This is a genomic window from Streptomyces sp. NBC_01268, from assembly GCF_036240795.1.
GTDB lineage: Bacteria > Actinomycetota > Actinomycetes > Streptomycetales > Streptomycetaceae > Streptomyces.
Genome location: NZ_CP108454.1, coordinates 4,586,314 through 4,605,878, shown reverse-complemented (window position 1 = coordinate 4,605,878; position 19,565 = coordinate 4,586,314). Strand labels below are relative to the sequence as shown.

19 protein-coding genes are annotated in these 19,565 nt (G+C 73.9%); 12 read left to right on the top strand and 7 right to left on the bottom strand.

Going from position 1 to position 19,565, the window contains the following annotated elements; translation table 11 throughout:
• Positions 1 to 84 precede the first annotated feature (84 nt).
• From OG309_RS20545 to asnB, 3 genes are all read right to left on the bottom strand, one after another.
• The gene (locus tag OG309_RS20545) at positions 85 to 822 is read right to left on the bottom strand and encodes an SDR family oxidoreductase (protein WP_329422858.1); all 738 of its coding nucleotides are present in this window, start codon (positions 820 to 822) and stop codon (positions 85 to 87) included.
• A gap of 146 nt (positions 823 to 968) precedes the next feature.
• Positions 969 to 1,922, bottom strand: a complete 954-nt coding sequence (locus OG309_RS20540) for a hypothetical protein (protein WP_329422856.1) — start codon at positions 1,920 to 1,922, stop codon at positions 969 to 971.
• Between the two features lie 490 nt (positions 1,923 to 2,412).
• The gene (gene asnB, locus OG309_RS20535) at positions 2,413 to 4,218 is read right to left on the bottom strand and encodes an asparagine synthase (glutamine-hydrolyzing) (RefSeq protein ID WP_329422854.1); all 1,806 of its coding nucleotides are present in this window, start codon (positions 4,216 to 4,218) and stop codon (positions 2,413 to 2,415) included.
• Positions 4,219 to 4,381: 163 nt separating this feature from the next.
• Here asnB and OG309_RS20530 point away from each other — a divergent pair, with 163 nt between their 5' ends.
• The 4 genes from OG309_RS20530 to OG309_RS20515 all read left to right on the top strand — a co-directional run bounded on the left by OG309_RS20530 (position 4,382) and on the right by OG309_RS20515 (position 7,806).
• Positions 4,382 to 5,125, top strand: coding sequence for a PIG-L deacetylase family protein (locus OG309_RS20530; protein ID WP_329422852.1), 744 nt, complete (start codon positions 4,382 to 4,384; stop codon positions 5,123 to 5,125).
• 84 nt (positions 5,126 to 5,209) lie between these two features.
• Entirely contained in the window at positions 5,210 to 5,860 is a 651-nt protein-coding gene (locus tag OG309_RS20525; protein WP_329422850.1) for a HEAT repeat domain-containing protein, read from the top strand.
• A gap of 3 nt (positions 5,861 to 5,863) precedes the next feature.
• Positions 5,864 to 6,886 (top strand): HEAT repeat domain-containing protein, encoded by a 1,023-nt coding sequence (locus OG309_RS20520; RefSeq protein ID WP_329422849.1) that lies wholly within the window; start codon positions 5,864 to 5,866, stop codon positions 6,884 to 6,886.
• 248 nt (positions 6,887 to 7,134) lie between these two features.
• Positions 7,135 to 7,806 carry a DUF4097 family beta strand repeat-containing protein gene (locus tag OG309_RS20515; RefSeq protein ID WP_329422847.1) on the top strand — a complete coding sequence of 224 codons (672 nt, stop codon included), beginning with the start codon at positions 7,135 to 7,137 and terminating at the stop codon, positions 7,804 to 7,806.
• 29 nt (positions 7,807 to 7,835) lie between these two features.
• Here the strand turns inward: OG309_RS20515 and OG309_RS20510 are convergent, their stop codons facing one another.
• A complete protein-coding gene (locus OG309_RS20510; RefSeq protein ID WP_329422845.1) occupies positions 7,836 to 8,249 on the bottom strand; it encodes an ATP-binding protein in 414 nt (137 codons plus the stop codon).
• Positions 8,246 to 8,446 (bottom strand): hypothetical protein, encoded by a 201-nt coding sequence (locus tag OG309_RS20505; RefSeq protein WP_329422844.1) that lies wholly within the window; start codon positions 8,444 to 8,446, stop codon positions 8,246 to 8,248. The genes OG309_RS20510 and OG309_RS20505 overlap by 4 nt, the downstream gene beginning before the upstream one ends.
• 114 nt (positions 8,447 to 8,560) lie before the next feature.
• On the opposite strand from OG309_RS20505, the gene OG309_RS20500 reads away from it, so the two are divergent.
• From OG309_RS20500 to OG309_RS20490, 3 genes are all read left to right on the top strand, one after another.
• Complete coding sequence (locus OG309_RS20500) at positions 8,561 to 9,412, top strand: helix-turn-helix domain-containing protein (protein ID WP_329422843.1); 852 nt, start codon at positions 8,561 to 8,563, stop codon at positions 9,410 to 9,412.
• Positions 9,393 to 9,659, top strand: coding sequence for a DUF397 domain-containing protein (locus OG309_RS20495; protein ID WP_329422842.1), 267 nt, complete (start codon positions 9,393 to 9,395; stop codon positions 9,657 to 9,659). Before OG309_RS20500 ends, OG309_RS20495 begins: the two co-directional genes overlap by 20 nt.
• Before the next feature lie 79 nt (positions 9,660 to 9,738).
• Positions 9,739 to 10,311, top strand: a complete 573-nt coding sequence (locus tag OG309_RS20490) for a dihydrofolate reductase family protein (protein WP_329422840.1) — start codon at positions 9,739 to 9,741, stop codon at positions 10,309 to 10,311.
• Between the two features lie 20 nt (positions 10,312 to 10,331).
• Here the strand turns inward: OG309_RS20490 and OG309_RS20485 are convergent, their stop codons facing one another.
• Positions 10,332 to 10,946, bottom strand: coding sequence for a DUF3995 domain-containing protein (locus OG309_RS20485; protein ID WP_329422839.1), 615 nt, complete (start codon positions 10,944 to 10,946; stop codon positions 10,332 to 10,334).
• Positions 10,947 to 11,089: 143 nt separating this feature from the next.
• On the opposite strand from OG309_RS20485, the gene OG309_RS20480 reads away from it, so the two are divergent.
• Together OG309_RS20480 and OG309_RS20475 are read left to right on the top strand one after the other, a co-directional pair.
• Entirely contained in the window at positions 11,090 to 11,668 is a 579-nt protein-coding gene (locus OG309_RS20480) for a GNAT family N-acetyltransferase (RefSeq protein ID WP_329422837.1), read from the top strand.
• A 98-nt stretch (positions 11,669 to 11,766) separates the two neighbouring features.
• Positions 11,767 to 15,717, top strand: coding sequence for a hypothetical protein (locus OG309_RS20475; RefSeq protein ID WP_329422835.1), 3,951 nt, complete (start codon positions 11,767 to 11,769; stop codon positions 15,715 to 15,717).
• Between the two features lie 103 nt (positions 15,718 to 15,820).
• On the opposite strand, the gene OG309_RS20470 is transcribed toward OG309_RS20475, so the two are convergent.
• Complete coding sequence (locus tag OG309_RS20470) at positions 15,821 to 16,597, bottom strand: MBL fold metallo-hydrolase (RefSeq protein ID WP_329422834.1); 777 nt, start codon at positions 16,595 to 16,597, stop codon at positions 15,821 to 15,823.
• 86 nt (positions 16,598 to 16,683) lie between these two features.
• Between OG309_RS20470 and OG309_RS20465 the strand changes: the two genes are divergently transcribed.
• The 3 genes from OG309_RS20465 to OG309_RS20455 all read left to right on the top strand — a co-directional run bounded on the left by OG309_RS20465 (position 16,684) and on the right by OG309_RS20455 (position 19,453).
• Positions 16,684 to 17,550, top strand: coding sequence for a pirin family protein (locus OG309_RS20465; protein ID WP_329422833.1), 867 nt, complete (start codon positions 16,684 to 16,686; stop codon positions 17,548 to 17,550).
• Positions 17,547 to 18,647 carry an MFS transporter gene (locus OG309_RS20460; RefSeq protein ID WP_329422832.1) on the top strand — a complete coding sequence of 367 codons (1,101 nt, stop codon included), beginning with the start codon at positions 17,547 to 17,549 and terminating at the stop codon, positions 18,645 to 18,647. Before OG309_RS20465 ends, OG309_RS20460 begins: the two co-directional genes overlap by 4 nt.
• Before the next feature lie 110 nt (positions 18,648 to 18,757).
• The gene (locus tag OG309_RS20455) at positions 18,758 to 19,453 is read left to right on the top strand and encodes a TetR/AcrR family transcriptional regulator (protein ID WP_329422831.1); all 696 of its coding nucleotides are present in this window, start codon (positions 18,758 to 18,760) and stop codon (positions 19,451 to 19,453) included.
• The last annotated feature ends 112 nt before the right edge of the window (positions 19,454 to 19,565 follow it).

The window sequence follows — 19,565 nt, the reverse complement described above, 5'->3', positions numbered from 1 at the left end:
CGGTGAGCTTCAGCGAGTTCGGGTCGGCGGCGGTTCCGCGGTCGGCGGGTGCGCGGACGGCGGGGTTCGATCGGCGGGGTTCGATCAGCGGGGTTCGAAGTGGAAGGAGCGGATGAAGCAGTCACGGGGCTGTTCGACGGCGTACACGATGCATTCGAAGAGCGCCTGGGTGGTCAGCTTCTCGTCGGGGGCTATTCCGTCGGGATTCGAACCGTCCCATTCCGCGAAACGCGGGTCGGAGGTCGAGAAGTCCGGCGGGTAGAGCGAGAACACCCGCACCCCGGAGGGCCGCAGGCGCCGGGAGAGGATGTCGGCGAATCCCGCCTGCGCGCTCTTCGCCGTCCAGAACGCCTCGTGCGCGGCGCCCGCGGAGGCGCCCTCGGCGTCGCGCACGGCGACCATGTTGACGATGTCGGGGCGCAGCGAGCCGCGCAGCAGCGGCAGGAAGTGCTTCACCATCAGGACGGTGCCGCCGGCCGTCGACTCGATCGTCTCGACGATCTCGGCGTCGCTGGCGGCCTCCAGGTCCATCCCGTCCAGCCAGCGGGCCCCGTTGTTGACCAGGAGGTCGACCCGGTCGGTGCGCTCGCCGACCCGGGCCGCGAACTCCCGGATCTCGGCGGGGCGGCTCAGGTCGCAGCCGAAGGCGTGGATGCGGTCACGGGCCGAGCCCATCACCTCGGCGCGGGTGCGCTCGGCGGCCTCGACGGTGCGGGCCGACACGTAGACCTCGGCGCCGAGATGGGCGAATCCGACGGCGAGGGCGCGGCCGAAATAGCGGGACGCGCCGGTCACGACGACACGCAGATTCTCGAATTTCATGTGTGTCTGCTCTCCCCACGGATACGCCACGGATACGCACGGACCACGGCACGGACACGAATCCGATACGGCGTGCCACCGATTGCCGGTCCTAATTCAGCGTGACAGAGGTTCGCGGGGGACCGCCCGTTCGGCGGGGTGCGCGTTCACGCCGTTGCGTGGATACGCCAGGGCAGTTCGAGGCGGTCGAGGACGCGGGCCCGCTTGTGGTGCACGCCGACCCGGTCGGGCCCCGTGGAGACGGTGACGACACCACCGGGCGTCCTGACCGTACCGCCCGCGTCCCCCGGCACGACAGTGCCGTCGAGGGCGGCCGCGGCGGCGAGGGCGGCGGCGCCCGTGAGCGCGAGGCGGGGGTGCCAGCCGCCGACGGTGAGGGCCCGCACGAAGAGCCCTCCGGGCTCGGCCCGGAACGCGGCGATCTTCGGCAACGGGGAGTGCGGGGCGTATCCGAGCAGGCGGGCGGCCTCTCCCCGGAGCCGCAGCAGCGCCTCCTCGGCGTCCTCCTCCGCCTCCACGTGGCGGGCGTCGACGAAGACGTACGGGTTCCCGTACCGGACGAGGGAGACGGGGACGCCGAGCAGCTCGTCCACGGGACGCCCGGTGGGCAGGGTCCCGGCGGCGGTGGGCGCCCGCAGGAAGTACAACGCGCGCGCGTCGCCGTCGCCGTTCTCCTCCTCCACGCGCACGGTGTCCCCCGTCGTCACCGCCCGCACGGTGACGGCCCCGGCCCGCCCCTCCGCGACGACGCACGCGAGCAGTGAATGCCCGCACCCCGTACGGAAGTCGAACCGGCCGTCGGGGAGGGCCTGGACGAAGCGGTAGTCGAGATCGACGTCGCGCCGGGACGAACTCCCGTAGACGGCGATCTTGTTGACCCGGGCGTACGGGCTGCCGCGCAGCGCGCGGCGCAGCTCCGCCAGCTCGTGGCCGAGGGCGAGGGCGCCCGGGGGGAGGTGGTCGAGCCGGACGACGAGGGTGGGGCCGGGGGCGTCTTCGGCCCGGACGACGGTGACGGGGACGGTGCGGGCGCCCTCGCGCCCTGTCCTCTCGCGCCCCGCCGTTGCGGGCTCGCGCCCCGCCCCCTCACGCCCCGCCATTGCAGGCTCGCACCCCGCCCCCTCACGCCCCGCCGTTGCAGGCTCGCACCCCGTCCCCTCACGCCCCGCCATTGCGGGCTCGCGCCCCGTCCCCTCACGCCCCGCTGCCGCGGCCCCGCGCGGCGGCGCACCTCGTCCACCCCCGTGTGGGCAATCGTCCCGCAGGGCGGGACGGGTGGGCACACGGGACGGCGCGCTCAGCGGCGCCCCCGCTCCTTGTCGCTGCGGTGCGCACGAGGACGGTGCGGGTGCTGGTGGCGGGGTGACGGGGGCGGAGGCGCCCGCAAGGGCGCCGTCCGTTGTGCCCACCCGTTCCGCCCCAGCGGAACGAATGCCCACAACGGGGGACGCGGGCCCGGGCGGGGGCGGGGGCGGGGGCGGGGGCGGCTCCTGCGGGCGGGGGCCGGGCCCCACAACGGGGGACGCGGGCCCGGGCCCGGGCGGGGGTGGTTCCTGTGGGCGGGGGCCGGGGCGGTGACGGCCCGGGGGGTCAGGCCGCACAGCCCACCGGGATGCGCATGCCCTGGACGACTTCCGTCCACAGCTCGTGGACCGCCAGACCCCAGAGCGCCATCGCCACGCGCTGGTTGGGACGCTCCAGGTGGCGGTTGAGGAGCCTCTGGACGCGGTCGGCGCGGATCTTGCCGCCGAGCACCAGGCGGGCCGGGGAGAGGAGTTCGCGGACGGTGTCCAGCAAGGGCCCGCCGGGGGAGAGCATCGCCGCCACCGGCAGCGTGAAGGGCTGCTTGGGCCGGTTGAGGACCGCCGCGGGAAGGAGCTCCGCCCCCGCCTCGTACAGCGCCGGCTTCCCGTGCCGCGCCGCGGCCGGCAGCGCACGGGCGTGCGTGACCACCCCGGGCTGGCAGAACGGCATGCGCGCCTCCACGGCCCACGCCATCGACAGGTGGTCCACCCGCCGCAGGTGGTACGCGGGCAGCCGCCACCGCGTCTCGAAGGCGCTGAGCGCGGTCACCCGGTCGCCCCCGGCCGCGTCGGCCGAACGCAGTTCCTGCTCGATGCGGTCGGCCGCCGAACCGTGGTCGGCGATGTACGCGGCGTACGAGGACGTGTACAGGTGCTCCCGCAGCAGCCGGGGCGCGGCGGAGAGCGCGTCGGCGTACGCGCCGGCCCAGTCGATGCCGGGCGGCGCCGTGAGCGCGGCCCGCATCCGGTCGTACCCGCCGAAGAGCTCGTCGGCCCCGTCGCCGGTGAGCGCGACGGTGAAGCCGTTCTCGCGGACGGCGCGGAAGAGCGCGTACGTGGAGAGCGCGATCGGATCGGCGTTGGGCTGCCCGAGGTGCCGCACGGTACGGGTGAGCAGCGAGGGGATCTCGTCGGGGTCGACGACGACCTCGTGGTGCACGGTCCGGGCCCGCCGCGCGACGGAACGCGCGTACGCCGCCTCGGAGTCGGGCCACTTGCCGCGGTAGGTGAGGTGGAAGGTGTGCAGCGGCGGCGCGTCCGTCTCGCGGGCGTGCTCGGCGGCGAGCGCGGTGATCAGCCCGGAGTCGAGCCCGCCGCTGGTGACCGCGCAGACGGGCACGTCGGCGGTGGCGAGCCGGCGCACCTCGTGCCGCAGCACGTCCTGGGTGTCGCCGAGCGGCCGCGCGGCGTGCGCGGGGCGCCGCCGTACGACGGGGGCGCAGCCGGGCCGGACGAGCGCCGTCGCGCCGGGCGGCAGGACCTCGATGCCTTCGAGGGCGGTGCGCGCGGAGAAGGAGGTGCGGGTGGCGAGGACGGTGTCGAGGGCGTCCTCGCGCGGGGCGATCCGCACGCCCTCGAAGGCGAGCAGTGCGGGGATCTCGGAGGCGAAGCGGGTGGAGCCGTCGTACGGGTCGTGGTGGAGGTGGACGGGCTTCATGCCCATGTCGTCGACGGCGAGGACGAGTTGGGCGCTGCCGGGGCGCAGGTCGAGGATCGCGACGGCGAACATGCCGTCGAGGTGCTCGGCGAAGGCGGGCCCGTACTCGGCGTACAGCGCGGGCAGCAGCGTGCCGTCGCAGCGGTCGGGGAAGCGGTGGCCGCGCGCGGCGAGGCGGCGGCGCAGCTCGGTGTGGTTGTAGATCTCGCCGTTGAGCACGGCGAGGATCCCGGGCAGGTGGGGCAGTCGGTAGGGCTGCCGTCCGCCGCAGGGGTCGGTGACGGCGAGCCGGTCGCAGCCGAGCGACCAGCCGGGGCCGCTGAGGATCTGGTGCTCGTCGGGGCCGCCGTGCCGCTGCCGGCCCGAGACCGCCGCGAGCTCGGCGGGGTCGGGTCGCGCCGCACCCGCGGCGATGGTGCCGAGAATCCTGCACATGGCGGTCGCCTCCGGATCTCTCTGACTCTCTACCAGTCTCTGTTCACGTGGAACACCCAATGATTTGAATCTACCAACTTTTTGAATGGCGCGTAAGTGCCATGTCCTGTTCACGCCACGACTTGGCCTTGCGACGCCCCCGCCGCACCAAGAGGCTGGCCTCATGGAGGACTTCGAGACGACCGACCCGACCGTCCGCAGCGCACCGGAATCCCTGCTGGTGGTGGCGGCGCACCCGGACGACATCGAGTTCTGCGTCAGCGGCACGGTGATGCAGTGGATCGAACGCGGCACCCGCGTCACCTACTGCATCGTCACCGACGGCGGCGCGGGCGGTTACGACGAGGCGCTCCCCCGCCAGGCCATGGCGGACCTGCGCCGCGCCGAGCAGGTCCACTCGGCGAAACTCAGCGGCGTCGCAGACGTCCGTTTCCTCGGCTACCCCGACAGTTTCGTCGAGGCCTCCGTCGACCTGCGCCGCGACCTGTGCCGGGTCATCCGCGAGGTGCGCCCGCAGCGCGCGATCATCCCGTCGCCCGAGATCAACTGGGCCCGCGTGGCCGACCTCCACCCCGACCACCGCGCCGTCGGCGACGCCTGTCTGCGCGCGATCTACCCCGAGGCCCGCAACCCCTTCGCCCACCCCCAACTCCTCAAGGAGGAGGGTCTGGAGCCGTGGACGGTCCACGAGCTCTGGCTGATGACGGGCCCGACCCCGAACCAGTACGTGGACGTCACCCCCGTCTTCGACCGCAAGGTCGAGGCCCTGCGCATCCACACCTCCCAGACCGCCCACTTCGACGACCTGTCCGGGCTGCTGCGCGACTGGCTCAGCGAGCACGCGACGGCGGGCGGGCTGCCGGCGGGACGGATGGCGGAGGCCTTCCAGATAGTCCACATCGACTAGTCCCCCTCGGCCGGGGCCGAGAGGGGTTCCGCTTGACCTTGACACGGTGACAAGCCCTTCACTGTGGCCGAGGAGGTGGCCCCCATGACCACGACACGCACCCTGCACGGGCTGGCGCACGACGACCCGTCGGTCCGGCTCCGCACGGCCCTGACCGTCGGCACGACCCCGGACCCGGCCGACGTCGGCACCCTCGTCGGCCGCTGCGCCATCGAGCCCGACTTCTCCGTGCGCGAGATGCTGACCTGGGCACTCACCCGCCACGCGGCCGCGGCGACGGTCCCGGCACTGGTCGCCGAGGTGCGCTCGGACCGTGCCCAGGCCCGCAGCCAGGCCCTGCACACCCTCTCCAAGATCGGCGACCGGCGGGCCTGGCCGGCGATCACCCCGGCCCTCCTCTCCGACCCCGACGACGAGGTCGCCCGCAGCGCCTGGCGGGCGGCGGTCGTCCTCGTACCGGAAGGTGAGGAACCCGCGCTGGCCGTAGGGTTGGCGACGCAGCTCGGGCGCGGGCGGCGCGAGACGCGCCTGAGCCTCAGCCGGGCCCTGATCGCACTCGGGGAGGCCATGCTGCCGGCGCTGGGCACCGCGGCGACGCACCCCGACCCGGAGGTGCGGGCACACGCGCTCGCCACGGAGGCCCTGTGGCGGGACCCGGAGGCCGGGTTCGAGTTCGCGATCGAGGAGGCGAAGCGCGTCGTGGCCCTCGGCGGGGAGGGCCAGGGAGGACGGTAGGCGGTGCTGATCGGCGAGGTCGCGCGGCGGTCCGGGGTCAGCGCCCGGATGCTCCGGCACTACGAGTCGCTGGGCCTGGTCCGCCCGACCGGACGCAGCGGCTCCGGGTACCGCGAGTACTCCGACGAGAACATCCGGCGCGTCTTCCACATCGAGAGCCTGCGCTCGCTCGGCCTCTCGCTGCGCGATGTCGGGCGCGCGCTCGACGACCCCGGCTTCGCGCCCGCCGGGCTCGTCGACGACCTCGTGCGCCGGACCCGCGAGCGCATCGCGGCGGAGACCGAACTGCTGACGCGGCTGCGCCGGATCGGCGCGGCGGAACCGGCCGGGTGGGAGGAGGTCCTGCGGATCACCGCCCTCCTCCAGGCGCTGACCTCGAAGAGCCCGGAGACCCGCCAGAGCGCGGCCCTGTCGTCGGTGTCCGCCGCCGACGAGGCCCCCGTACCGGTGGAGGCCCTGGCCGAGGCCGTCCTGGGCGAGCCCGACCCGATCGTGGCCGGCGCCCTCCACTGGGCCCTGGCCCGGGCCGGCGAGGCGGCGGCACCCCTGCTCGCGGAGGGCCTCGACGCTCCCCGGGCCACCGTACGGAAGCGGGCCGTCCGCGCCCTGGCCGAGCTCCCGGACGCCGGGGCGACCGCCCTGCTCCGGGACGCCCTCGCCCACCCGGACCCGGTGGTCCGGGCGTACGCGGCCCTGGCGCTCGGCGCGCGGGGAGTGCCGGAGGCGGTCCCGACCCTCGTCGACATGGTGGTCGAGGAGCGCAACGACGCCGACGCGGCCGACGCGCTCAGCGCCCTGGCGTCCGACCCCGCCCACGCGGACCGCGCGGACCGGATCGCCGCCGCCCTGGTCGCCCGCCTCTCCCACGCCACGACCGCTCCACCCGCGCGCCGACGCCTCACCCAGGCGCTCGCGGACATCCCGGGCGCCGCGGCCTCCGGCGCCCTCGCCGAGCTGTCACGGGACGAGGACCGGGCGGTCGCACTGACGGCGACGTACGTCCTGGGGCTGCGCGAGGGCCGCTAGCCCCCTCCCCGACGGGATCGCTCCCCGGTGGCCGGAACACCTCCGACAGAGCGTTCACTCGTCGATCATTGCAACGCCGAGCGGGCGGGGTGTTGCGTTACCGCCACGCCCGTTGCAACGATTTCAACGCTCTGAGCTGCATAGATACTCACATCACGCAACGTTCTTGTTGCGCACTCCTCGAACGCAACGTAGCGTTTCTCATGTCAGAAAGACACCGGGAACGCCACTCCAGAGGAGCAGGAACCATGCAGAACTTCGCCACCACCGCCCCGATCACCGCCGTCCTCGACATCCCCGCCGGCCGCGTCCAGCTGATCGCCGCCGACCGCCAGGACGCCACCGTCGACGTCCGCCCCGCGAACCCCACCAAGGGCCGCGACGTGAAGGCCGCCGAGCGCGTCCAGGTCGCCTTCACCGACGGCGTCCTGCGGATCCAGGCCCCCGAGCCGGAGAACAAGCTCTTCGGCAACTCCGGCGCCGTCGAGGTGACCGTCCAGCTGCCGGCCGGCTCCCGCGTGGAGGCCAAGGCCGCCGCCGGTGAGCTGCGGGGCGTCGGACGCCTCGGCGACGTCGTCTTCGAGGCCGCCCAGGGCCAGGCCAAGCTGGACGAGGCCGCGAGCGCCCGCATCAGCGTCCAGGACGGCGGCATCACGGTCGGCCGCCTCAACGGGCCCGCCGAGATCCGCACCATGCGCGGCGACATCAAGGTCACCGGCGCCGTGCGCGGCGCCGTCGAACTCCGCACCGAGAAGGGCGACATCGAGGTCACCGCCGCCCGCGGCGCCTCCGCCACCCTCGACGCCGGCACCGGCTACGGCCGCGTCAGCAACGCCCTCGCCAACACCGCGGGCACCGACGCCGAGCTGCGGATCCGCGCCACCACCGCGTACGGCGACATCACGGCCCGCAGCATCTGAAGGCGCCCGCGCCGGCCCGAACGGCACCCTCACCCGCCGACCGGACGCCGGCGTGGGGGCCGCTCCGGGGGCCCCAGCCCCGCCCTCGGGCCCGTACCGGACAGCTCGCACCACACCGTCTTCCCGTACGGCCCCTGCTCCACGCCCCAGCGCAGCGCCACCGCCTCCACGATCCCGAGCCCCCGCCCCGACTCGGCCCCGTCGACGGCCTCCCGCAGGACGGGCCACACCCGCGGATCCGGATCCGTCACCGCGAGCCGCGTCCGCCCCTCCCGCGTCGCCTCCACCCGCACGGTGACCGGAGTCCCCTCCCCCACGTGCACGATGACGTTCGTCAGCAACTCGCTCACGCAGAGCCGCAGATCGTCCCCCTCCACTATCCGGCGCACCTCCGGCACCGCCTCCGGGACCGCGATCAGCTCGACCGCGAACGGCAGCGTCACCCGCCGGCCGCCTTCCGCAGCGCCTCGGTCAGCCGGCGTGCCATCGCCACGTTGCAGTTGCCCAGCGCGACGAGCGGGGGCCGGACCGTCCGCCCCGCGAGCGTCACCGGATCCACCCCCAGAGAGGGCAGGAGGACCCCGTGAGCTGCGAGAGCGGTACGGAGGGCCTCGACGTCGGGCCTGATGTCGTCGGTCATGCGGGTTCCACCTTTCGTTGCGTGCCGTGACGAACCCCTCACACGCTGCCGCGCCGAGCCCTACCGTGGAAGGGTTTCCCGCTCCACGACGCAAGGTGCGAAAGGCGGTCAACAGTGGCTGCGCGCAAGGAGATCGACGGCTCGGCGAGCGTCCCGCAGTTCTACGGGAAAGAGCTCCGCTTCAAGAGGGAGGAGGCGGGCCTGACGCTGGAGGGCTTGGTCGAGGGCAGTTTCTTCGGAGTGACCTACCTGAGCGAGATCGAGCACGGCAAGCGCCGCATGCCGCGCGACCTGGCCCAGCACGTGGACCGGGTGCTCCGGACGGACGGGTTCTTCGCGCGGCGGTGCGAGGACGTACGCAAGGCGAAGCAGGGAGCGCATGCGGCCTACTTCGCGGCGATCGCTGAGGCGGAGAAGCGGGCGCTGGTGATCGAGGAGTGGTGCAACGTCCTCATCCCTGGCCTGCTCCAGACCGCCACGTACGCGAAGGCCGTCATCCGCTCGACGCATCCGCTGCACACCCCGGACGAGGTGCAGGCCAAGATCGACGCCCGACTCAAGCGGGCAATGCTCTTCGAGGAGCCGAAGAAGCCCGAGTACTGGGTCATCCTCCACGAGTCACTGGTGCGCAACCCCACGATCCCGGCTGTGGACATGGCCGAGCAGCTCGACCACATCGCCACCCTCGTACGGCAGGGTCGTGTCGTTCTCCAGATCCTGCCGTGGAACGCACCCACCCGACCGTTCATGGCCCTGCCGTTCAAGTTCATGGAGTTCGACGACGAGCCTCCGCTCATGTACACGGAGGGGCCGTACCACGGTCAGACAGTCGACGATCCGGCCCTCGTGAAGCAGTACCGCAAGGCATACGATCAGTTGAGGGCCGCCGCCTCGCCGCCGGAGGTGTCCCTCGCCCTGATCGAAGAAGCGGCTGAGGACTACCGACATGGCCAGCAACGCCCTTGATCTGACCGCCGCCGTCTGGCGCAAGAGCAGCCACAGCAACGGGGACGGCGGCGACTGCCTCGAAGTGGCCGAGAGCTTCGCCGTCTGGCGTAAGAGCAGCTACAGCAACGGGGACGGCGGCGAGTGTGTCGAAGTCCGCGACGACACCCCCGGCCTCGTCCCCGTCCGCGACTCCAAGCGCCCCGACGGGCCCGTCCTCGTCGTCCCGGCCGCCGCCTGGACGCCCTTCGTCGCGTCGATCAAATAAGTCCTCGCCGACCGATTAGTTTCTCCCTGGTCCCCGGTCAACACTCACGACTGGCAACGACACACGGAGGAACCCGGCCATGCGCACTCTCATCAGCACCGCCTTCATCTCCCTCGACGGCGTCGTGGAGGCCCCCGGGGGCGAGCCCGGGTACCGGAACTCGGGCTGGACGTTCAAGCACTCGGAGTTCCTGCCCGAGGCGTTCGAGATCAAGGACCGGGAGCAGAAGGAGGCCTCGGCGATGCTGCTGGGGCGGACCAGCTACGAGGCGTTCAGCGGCGTGTGGCCGGACATGGCGGAGTTCGCCGACTACAAGGTGATGCCGAAGTACGTCGTGTCGACGACGCTCACCGAGGACGAGCTGGTGTCGAACTGGGGCGAGACGACGATCCTGCGCACCCTCGACGAGGTCGCCGCGCTGAAGGAGACCGAGGGCGGCCCGATCATCGTCCACGGCAGCGCCTCCCTGAACCAGGCCCTGTCGGACGCCGGCCTGATCGACCGCTACCACCTCCTGGTCTTCCCGCTGCTGCTCGGCGCGGGCAAGCGCCTGTTCAGCACCACGGACAAGGACGTGCAGAAGCTGAAGCTGGTCGAGCACGAGGCGTACGCGAACGGGCTGCAGAAGCAGGTCTTCGACGTCGTGCGCTGACGCCCGGCCCGGGACGGGGATCAGCCGATCCCCGTGACCGTCGACACCAGGGACAGGAGCGCCGCGCCCAGCGCCCCCACGGCAGCGAGGCGGCGGGCCCCGGCGTCCGCGTCCAGGCGGCGGACGTACCGCAGGGTGGCGACGGCGAAGGCCAGCCCACCGGCGACGAACCACGGGCCCCACAGGCAGAGGTACCAGCGGGTCAGCCCGGCCAGGTCGGGCGCGACGGGGCGGGCGCCGGTCTCGACCAGCACCCCGTGGACGACGAAGACGGCGCCGTGCCAGACGAGCAGCACCCCCGCACCGGCGCCGCAGAGCGCCAGGAGACGGCCGGTCCACCGGCCGCGCCGCCGGGTCAGGCCGATGCCGATGACGGCGCCGAGGATCTTCAGGAGACCGGTCAGCCACAACACGGCCACGAACCACGCCACCCGGTCCTCGGCCAGCTCCACCAGGGACGGTGCCACGGTCGTCCGCGCGCCGAGCGAGGACCCCGCCGCCCACACGAGACTGGGCACGGCGAACAGGAGCCCCCACACCGCGGCGGCGATCCCCGGCCACGCGCCCGGCCGAGGGAGGAGTGCCGGGCGCGGAGCGCGGCGCCCCGCGTCGTCCGTCGAGATCCTGATCGCCATGGCTCCATGCTGGCCGCGCCCCGGCGCCGGGAGGTCATGCGCGGGGATGATCCGCCTCCCCCGCGCGGGCCGGCACGCGGGTCCGGTCGCGGGACGCCGAAATCACCTTGCCCGCACGGCCACTCGGGCACGAGCCTCCTCGTATGGAACTCCCGCAGCCCGCAGTCACCCCCGCTCCCACGACACCCGCACCGACGCCCGCCCCCGCCGCCCTGATCCGCATCGACGACGACCTGGTCCTCCGGCCGTTCGACCCCGGGGCCGACCTCGACACGTGGGTGCGGGTCATCGACGAGTCGCTGGAGCACCTGCGCCCCTGGATGCCGTGGGCGGCCGAGCACTCGCGGGACCGGACGGCCGGGTTCCTCGCCGGGCGGGCGGAACTGTGGGAGGCGGGCGAGGAGTTCTCGTACGCCGTGGCCGTGGACGGGAGGCTCGTCGGGACCTGCGGGCTCTTCCGGCACGAGGACACCCCCGAGGGCGCCTACGAGATCGGGTACTGGCTGCATCCCGCCGCCACCGGGCGCGGCATCGCCACCCGGGCCGCGGCGGCCATGGTCCAGGAGGGCTTCCGGCTCCCCGGCGTCGACGAGCTGCTGATCCTGCACGACGCCGCCAACCACTCCAGCGGCGCCGTCGCCGCCCGTCTCGGTTTCACCGAGGCGGGTGTGGACGCCGACGGACTGCGGACCTGGCGGTCGGTGCGCGCGACCCGTCAATAGACTCGGCCTGTTCCGGACGGCGTCGCTCGTTTCCGAACCGCTTCGCTTCCGTTCCTCGTTCATCCTCAGCAGTCATGCATGCGTCCGGGGGGACCCTCTTGCACTCCACCCATGCCGGGAGAAGACCGGCAGGCCCACCGCGCGTCCTCGCGCTCCTCGCGCTGATCGTCGCGGTCCTCGCGTCCGTACTGGGACCGGTGGCCACCGCGTCCGCCGCCGCGACGCCCGTACCGGCACCGAAGGCGACGCCCAAGGCGGCCGCCCCGAAGACCGCCGCTCCCAGGGCCGCCGCCCCGAAGAGCGCCGCGGCGCAGATCGCCGAGGGCGACCTCGGGGACACCTGTTCCGGGACCCTCGCGCCGAACACCGTCCACACCTGTTCCGCCTGGCCCGAGAACCACGCCACCAGCTTCACGCTCGACGTGCCGCGGGCGAAGGACGTCGTGTTCGCGCAGGTCGTGGGCACCATGGGCCACGACGTCAACGTCTCGCTGACCGCCCCCGACGGCTCCGCCGTCACCTGCGACCGGCCCGACTACTCCGGCGCGCACCGCTGCCCGGCCCCCCAGGCGGGCGCGTACACGCTGAACGCGTGGGACACCTGGGGCAGCGGCGGCGGGTTCTCCGTCTCGTACAAGGCGCTCTTCTCGGACGCCTCGTGCACCGCGGTGACGGACGCCGACACCGCCCTCGGGCGGCCCGCCGTCCAAGCCGCGAGCCTCGCGGCCGGTTCGACGGGCACCTGCTTCGCGCTGCCGACGGCCACCGGTGAGGTGCTGCGCCTGTTCCACAGCGACTGGCGCGCGTCGCAGACCGTGTACGACTCCGAGGGCGCCCAGATCTGCTCGACGCGCATCGCCGGCAACCAGTACGTGGACTGCACGCTGACCGGCGCCGCGCCCTACCGCCTGCTGGCGGCCGAGCGCGACACGGCGGCCACCGACCTCACGCTCACGGCGGCGCGCCTCTCGCACCCGAGCGGCTGCCCCACCGTCCGGCCGCAGGCCTACGGCACGGTGCCGGACGTGACCGGCACCGAGCGCTGCCGGACGCTGCACGTGCCGGCGGACGGTCCGTACCTCTTCGACACCGTCAGCCAGGAGCTCGACGGGCGCCTGTACAAGGCCGACGGCACCCCGGTCTGCACGCCGGAGCCCACCACGCCCTGTCAGCTGACCGCCGGTGACTACACCTGGGCCCGCGACGCCGCCCGCATCACCGCGACGGACGCCTACGGCCTCTGGTTCCTCGCGACCGCGCAGGCGCAGGGCTGCACGCCGGTCAAGGACGACGGCTTCGCCTCGGGCCCGGTCACCGGCACCTTCACGGGCGCCGGCCAGGCGCTGTGCCTGAGCCTGCCGACGGCCTCGGGCCGCGGGCTCTACTTCCTCGACCGGGCGACCGGCGAAGGCGCCGCCCACCCGACGATCCGGGTCTACGACGCCAAGGGCGCCGCGCAGTGCGCCAACGAGAGCGCGCCGGGCGTCTGCAAGCTGACCGGCACCGCGCCGTTCCACGCCGTGCTGACCGCGTCGGCCGCCGGTGACTACCAGGTCGCCGTCCAGCGCACGGCCGAGGCCGCGGGCTGCGTCCCGTGGGCCCAGACCGGCTTCGGCAACACGTGGGGTGCCGAGACCACGCTCGCCGCCGGGCAGACCGCGTGCCTCTCCCTCGCGGGCGGCGCGCACTCCACGGCCGAGCTGCTCGACTACACCAACGACAGCAACCAGGTGAACGCCTGGCTGCGCATCCACGACGCCGCCGGCAACGAGGTGTGCGGCACCCTCAGCGGCTCGACGACCACCTGCCGCTTCACGGCGGGCGCCCCGTACACGGCGCTGCTCAGCAACAACGGCCGCGCCGACGACACGTACAAGCTGGTCCGCAGGGACCTCTCCGCGACCGCCCGCTGCGCGGCGCCGAAGTCGCTGACAGTCGGCGGGCCCTCCACCCCGTACACCTTCCGCGGGGACCTCGACAGCACCTGCCTGCGGGTGACGGCGGCGGCCGCGGACAAGCTGTGGCTGTCCGTGCGGACGCCGGACGCCGCCTACCGGACCGGCGCGGTCCTGGGCGTCGTCGACGCCGACGGCACCATCAAGTGCCGCACCTTCGGCACCGCCGGCACCTGCCGGGTCACCGGCTCCACCTCGTACCTGGTCTACACCCTGGCCTCCGGTTACGCCGAGACACCGATCGCCTCCTCCGTGGACACCTGGCGGATCGGCACGGCGGCCGGCTGGGCCCCCGAGTGCACGGCGAACAAGGTGTCGCCGGCCGGTTTCGCGCCGCGCAGCGCGGTCCTGACCGAGTCGGCCACGGCGTACTGCGCGGTGCTCGACCTGAAGCCGCAGCAGACCTTCGACGTGTACGGCGTCGACAGCGGGACGAACGGGGCCACCCCGGCCGTCAGCCTGCTCGCCGGCAACGCCTTCGGGGCGACGACGGACTCCTCGTACCAGTGCAACGGCTCCGGCTTCCGCTTCAACTGCCTCACCACGAACTCCGCGCCCACCGGGCAGTACGCGCTGGTGGTGTCCCCGGGCAAGGCGCCGACGCCGTACGAGTTCACGATGCAGGGCGTCTGCAGGTCGGGCTGCGGCAGCTACCCGGTGCAGGCCGACGTGGAGCGCCTGAGCAGCACCAGCGGCGCCGCCGGCACCTCGCACCCGGTGGAGCTGTACGGCACCGGGCTGACGCTCGGCACGCAGGTCCGGCTCCGCAACGACTCCACGACCGGCGAGACCTGGCTGAACCAGATCGTGTCCGTGGGCCCGAACGGGAGCTCGCTGAAGGTCCTGCTCGGCACCCGTGACCTGCCCCCGGGCCGCTACGACCTGCTCGTCGGCGACGGCGGCTTCACCTCCGGCACCCGCTCGCCCGGCTACCTGCCGAACGCGTTCACGATCACGGACGCCCCGGCGGCCACGACGCCGGGCCGCTTCGTGCCGGTCGCGCCGAAGCGTTTCCTCGACACGCGGTACGGCACGGGCGCGCCCCGGGCGAAGGTCGGCGCGGGCGGCACGGTGAAGCTGAAGGTCGCCGGGGTGAACGGTGTCCCGGCGACGGGTGTCACGGCGGTCGTCATGAACGTCACCGCCGTCGCCCCGACGTCGAACGGCTTCCTCACCGTCTACCCGGACGGCCGTCCGGTCCCGTCGGCGTCCAGCCTCAACTACACGGCGACGCGCACGCTCTCCAATCTGGTGACCGTGGCCGTCCACAACGGCACCGTGGACCTGCGCAACAGCGCGGGCTCGGTGGACGTCGTCGCCGACGTGGCGGGCTACTACACGGCGGCGGAGGGCACGGGTTCGGCGCTGACGTCGATCGACCCGACCCGCTTCCTCGACACCCGTGACGGCACCGGCGCCCCCAAGGCCCGGGTCGGCGCGGGCGGCACGGTGAAGCTGAAGGTCGCGGGTGCCCACGGCGTCCCGGCCACGGGGGTCACGGCGGTCGTCATGAACGTCACCGCGGTCGCCCCGACGTCGAACGGCTTCGTGACCGTCTACCCCGACGGTCAGGCCGTCCCGACCGCGTCGAACATCAACTACTCGGCCGGGGAGACCCTCCCCAACCTGGTGGTCGTGCCGGTGGTGAACGGCTCGGTGGTGCTGCGCAACAGCGCGGGCGCGGTCGACCTGCTCGCCGACGTGACGGGGTACTTCTCCGCCACGGGCGCCGCCTTCACCGCAGCGGAGCCGGTCCGGCTCCTCGACACCCGCAGCGGTCTCGGCGCGCGGGCCGGGGTCGTCGGCCCCGGTGGTGTGGTGAGCATGCGGGTCTCCGGCGTGGCCGGCGTCCCGAGCGAGGGCGTCACGGCGGTCGTCCTGAACGTGACGGCGGCGGCCCCGACGGCCGGCAGCTTCCTGACCGTGTCCCCGCACGGCAGGCCGCGCCCGGCGGTGTCGAACCTCAACTACCCGGCGGGCCGGACGATCTCCAACCTGGTGGTCGTCCCGGTGGTCGACGGCCGCATCACGTTCACCAACCACACGGGCGGCGTGCAGGTCATCGCCGACCTGAACGGCTGGTACAGCGGCTGAGGGCGGTCTGAGGGGGCCCCAGAGGCCCCGAGCAGGACGGAGGGCCGGATCGCGGAAGCGGTCCGGCCCTCCGGCGTTCCCGCGGCCGGGCGCGCGGCCGCGGTCAAGCCAGCTCCTCCGCCACCCCCGGCTCCAGCCAGCGCAGGGTCCCCGCGAGCAGGGGGTCGGCGGCGAAGGCGGCGGTGATGGCGGCGGGGTCCTCGGCGAGGTGCGCCCAGGAGTCGAAGTGGAGGGGGACGACCGTGCGGGCGCCGAGGGTCCGGGCGAAGGCCGCGCCCTCGGCGGCGCTGAGGGAGAACGCGCGGTCGCCGGTGGACGGGAAGTGGGCGTCGCCGAAGTGGAGGAAGGCGGTGTCCAGGGCGAAGCGTTCGCCGATCGCGGTCAGCGCGTCGTGCCGGACGGTGTCGCCGGAGAGGTAGAGGGCGCCGCCGTCGTACTCGACGACGAAGCCGGTGACGGGCCCGGTGGCCTGCTCGGTGCCCTCGGGGCCGTGGCGGGCGGGGGTCGCGGTGATCCGTACGCGCGTGCCGCCGGCGGTGACCTCGCGGCTCTCCCAGGGGGCCAGGCCCTCCGCCCGGCCGCCGAGGCGCGCGGCGCCCTCGGGGGTGGTGAGGGTCCGGGCCGCGCGGGCGAGGACCTCGCGGCCGGTGTGGTCGAGGTTGTCGGCGTGCTGGTCGTGGGAGAGCAGCACCAGGTCGACGGGCGGCAGCCGGTCGGCACCGAGGGCGGGGCCCGTCGTGCGGTGGAGCGGGCGGGCGGCGGGGTAGTCGGCGGGCGCCGGGTCGAAGGCCGGGTCGGTCAGGAGGGTGAGGCCGCCGATGCGGAGGAGGACGGTGGCGGTGCCGACGTAGGTGGCGGTGATCCGTGTCGTCGTGGTCATGGACCGAAGCTAAACCGATCGGTTCACTTCGTCAACCGAACCGTTCAGTCTTGACAGTGAACTGAATGGTGTAGTTCAGTCCTGCCATGACCACCACCGAGCGCACCGTCACCCGCATCGCCCGCCCCTTCCACACCCACGAGGGCGCCGGCTTCCCCGTGCGCCGGCCCTTCCCCACTGCCGAACTCCCCTTCGTGGACCCCTTCCTGATGGTCGACCAGGTCGGTCCGATCGACCTCGCCCCCGGAGCGGCCAAGGGCGCACCCCCGCACCCCCACCGCGGCTTCGAGACGATCCAGTACGTCCTCGACGGCGACATCGCCAACGCCGACTCGCGCGGCCACCGCGCCGTCGTCCGGGGCGGCGGGGTGCAGTGGCTCACCGCCGGGTCCGGGATCGTCCACGAGGCGCTGCCCACCGAGGAGTTCCTCGCCGCGGGCGGGCGCCAGCACATGCTGCAGATCTGGGTGAACCTCCCGGCCCGCCTCAAGTCGCTGCCGCCCCGCAGCCAGAACGCCGAGGCCGCCGACCTGCCGCCCGTCACCACCCCCGACGGCGCCGAGCTCACCGTCCTCGCCGGCAGCAGCCACGGCGTGACCGGGCCGTTCGGCACCCACACCCCGGTCCTCGTCGTCCACGCGCGCCTCGCGGCGGGCGGCCGCGCCGAGTTCACCGCACCCGCCGGGCACAACGCGATGGTGTACGCGCTCACCGGCGACGCCGTCGTCAGCGGCGAGGCCCTCGCCGACGGGCACCTCGCCGTGCTCGACCGGGACGGCGAACACTTCACCGTCGAGGCCCCGGACGCGGCGGCCGAGGTGCTGGTCCTCGCGGGCGAGCCGATCGGCGAACCCGTCGCCCGCAGCGGCCCCTTCGTGATGAACACGGCCGCAGAACTCCGCCAGGCGGAGAAGGACTTCGCGAACGGACTGATGGGACGGATGCCGGCATGACCACGACGAAGGCCGTGAAGGCGACGCCCGTCCCGGCGGCGCGCGAACCCGCCCGGGCGGCCGTCACCCTCCGGCGCGCCCTCCTCCCCGCCCTCTTCGTCGCGCCCGCCTCGATGGGCGTGTCGGGGCCCAGCCTCGCGCTGCCCGACGCCGCGCGGGAGCTCGGCGTCTCCGCCGGGTCGGCGGCCTGGCTGATGACCGTGTTCGGCGTCGGCATGGCGGTCGGCACGCCCCTGCTCTCCGCCACGGCGGGGCGGCGCGGCCCCGGCGGGACCGTCCGGGCCTCCGGGGTCCTCCTCGTCCTGGGCGCGGCCCTGGTCCTCGTCGCCGGGTCACTGCCGCTCGCCGTGGCCGGCCGGGCGGTCGAGGCCGTGGGGGCCGCCGGGGTCACGGTCGCCGCCTTCCAGCTCGCGAGCCGGGACGGCACGGGCCGTACGTCCGGGATCGTCGCCATCGGCAGCGCCTTCGGCGGCACGCTCGGCCTCTTCGCGGGTGCGGCGGTGGCCCGGGCGGCGGGCTGGCAGGCGGCGCTCGTGCTGCCGCTGTCGAGCCTCCTCGTGCTGCTGCCGGTCCTGCGTCTGGCCGGCCCCGCGACTCCGCGCACCGGCCCGGCCACCGGCGCGCGCCCCCTCGACGTGCTGCGCGCCCCGGGCTTCCTGGCCGCCGCCGGGCTCATGCTCGCGCTCTCCACCGTCAACTTCGCGCTGCTGTACGGCGCCCCGCGCCGCTTCTCCGCGCTCACCGGGTGGAGCCCCGTCCAGACCGGCGCGGTCGCCGCGCTCGCCGCCCTGACCGGGGCCCTGCTGTCCTGGCTCCTGATCCGTCTGGCGCCCCGGCTCGGGACGCGCAGGACCCGGATCCTGCTGGCCGCCGGTGCGACGACCGCACTGCTGCTCGCGGCCCTCGCCCCGTGGCCGCCGGCGGTGCTGCTCGGCTCCGGCCTGAGCGCCCTCGCGACGGCGGGCGGCCAGGGCGTCCTGACCGGTGCCGCGACCCGGGGGCTCGGGGAGGAGCGCCAGGGCCTGGGGATCGGTCTGTTCAACCTGGCGTTCCTGGCGGGCGTGGCGATCGGCCCGGCGCTGGCGGCGGCCGTCTGAGCCCGGGCCCGCCGGGTCCGACCCCTGCCGTACCGAACGGTTCAGTTCACGCACTTCCTATACTGGCGGTGACCCCCGCCCCGCCACGCCACCCCGCGAAGGACCCCCGCATGGGCGCCAAGACCCCCGCCGACCCGGAAGACGCACTCCACGCCGTGCTCGACGCGTACGGCATCCCGGTCATCCCCGACCCCGCCTCCGCCGCCGCCCGCAAGCGCCAGGCGATCATCGACGCCGCGCTGACGGAGTTCCTGGCCGAGGGGTACTCGGCGGCGTCCATGGACGCGATCACCCAGCGGTCCGGCGTCTCCAAGGCGACCATCTACAAGCACTTCGGCAGCAAGGAACGCCTCTTCCTCGCCGTCATCGGCGGGGTGCTGCCCCGGACCTACGCCGACGTGGAGCCCGCCGGCACCAGCCTGGCCGACGCCCCCGACCTGCGCGCCGCGCTCGTCCGGCTCGCGACCGACTGGGCCCGCACGCTGCTGCGCCCGGACATCATGTCGCTGCGGCGCCTGGTGATCGGCGAGATCGACCGCTTCCCCCAGCTCGGACAGCTCTGGTACCGGGTCACGTACGACATGTACAACGGCCCGCTGATCGAGGCGGTCACCGCGCTGGACGCCCGCGGCGTCCTGGACGTGCCCGACCCCGACCTCGCCGTGCAGCAGCTCGTGGCGACGACGGTCGGCGTGCCCCAGCTCGTCCACACCTTCGCGCCGGGTACGGCCGTCGACGAGGCCGAGCTGACCCGGCAGATCACCTCGGGCGTGGACCTCTTCCTGGCCGGATACGCGCGCTCCTGACGGCACGCGGCACGGACTCCGGAACAGCGGGGCGACCCTCGCACGTTCCATTCAGCGAGATGCGGATTCCACGAGCAGTACGATCGGGACGTCGTCCGCATCACCCGCATTA

Excerpts from the sequence above, each read along its gene's own strand:
- OG309_RS20545 (WP_329422858.1), bottom strand. The coding sequence starts at position 822 with ATGAAATTCGAGAATCTGCGTGTCGTCGTGACCGGCGCGTCCCGCTAT.
- OG309_RS20540 (WP_329422856.1), bottom strand. The coding sequence starts at position 1,922 with ATGGCGGGGCGTGAGGGGGCGGGGCGCGAGCCCGCAACGGCGGGGCGC.
- asnB (WP_329422854.1), bottom strand. The coding sequence starts at position 4,218 with ATGTGCAGGATTCTCGGCACCATCGCCGCGGGTGCGGCGCGACCCGAC.
- OG309_RS20530 (WP_329422852.1), top strand. The coding sequence starts at position 4,382 with ATGGAGGACTTCGAGACGACCGACCCGACCGTCCGCAGCGCACCGGAA.
- OG309_RS20525 (WP_329422850.1), top strand. The coding sequence starts at position 5,210 with ATGACCACGACACGCACCCTGCACGGGCTGGCGCACGACGACCCGTCG.
- OG309_RS20515 (WP_329422847.1), top strand. The coding sequence starts at position 7,135 with ATGCAGAACTTCGCCACCACCGCCCCGATCACCGCCGTCCTCGACATC.
- OG309_RS20505 (WP_329422844.1), bottom strand. The coding sequence starts at position 8,446 with ATGACCGACGACATCAGGCCCGACGTCGAGGCCCTCCGTACCGCTCTC.
- OG309_RS20495 (WP_329422842.1), top strand. The coding sequence starts at position 9,393 with ATGGCCAGCAACGCCCTTGATCTGACCGCCGCCGTCTGGCGCAAGAGC.
- OG309_RS20490 (WP_329422840.1), top strand. The coding sequence starts at position 9,739 with ATGCGCACTCTCATCAGCACCGCCTTCATCTCCCTCGACGGCGTCGTG.
- OG309_RS20485 (WP_329422839.1), bottom strand. The coding sequence starts at position 10,946 with ATGGCGATCAGGATCTCGACGGACGACGCGGGGCGCCGCGCTCCGCGC.
- OG309_RS20480 (WP_329422837.1), top strand. The coding sequence starts at position 11,090 with ATGGAACTCCCGCAGCCCGCAGTCACCCCCGCTCCCACGACACCCGCA.
- OG309_RS20470 (WP_329422834.1), bottom strand. The coding sequence starts at position 16,597 with ATGACCACGACGACACGGATCACCGCCACCTACGTCGGCACCGCCACC.
- OG309_RS20465 (WP_329422833.1), top strand. The coding sequence starts at position 16,684 with ATGACCACCACCGAGCGCACCGTCACCCGCATCGCCCGCCCCTTCCAC.
- OG309_RS20460 (WP_329422832.1), top strand. The coding sequence starts at position 17,547 with ATGACCACGACGAAGGCCGTGAAGGCGACGCCCGTCCCGGCGGCGCGC.
- OG309_RS20455 (WP_329422831.1), top strand. The coding sequence starts at position 18,758 with ATGGGCGCCAAGACCCCCGCCGACCCGGAAGACGCACTCCACGCCGTG.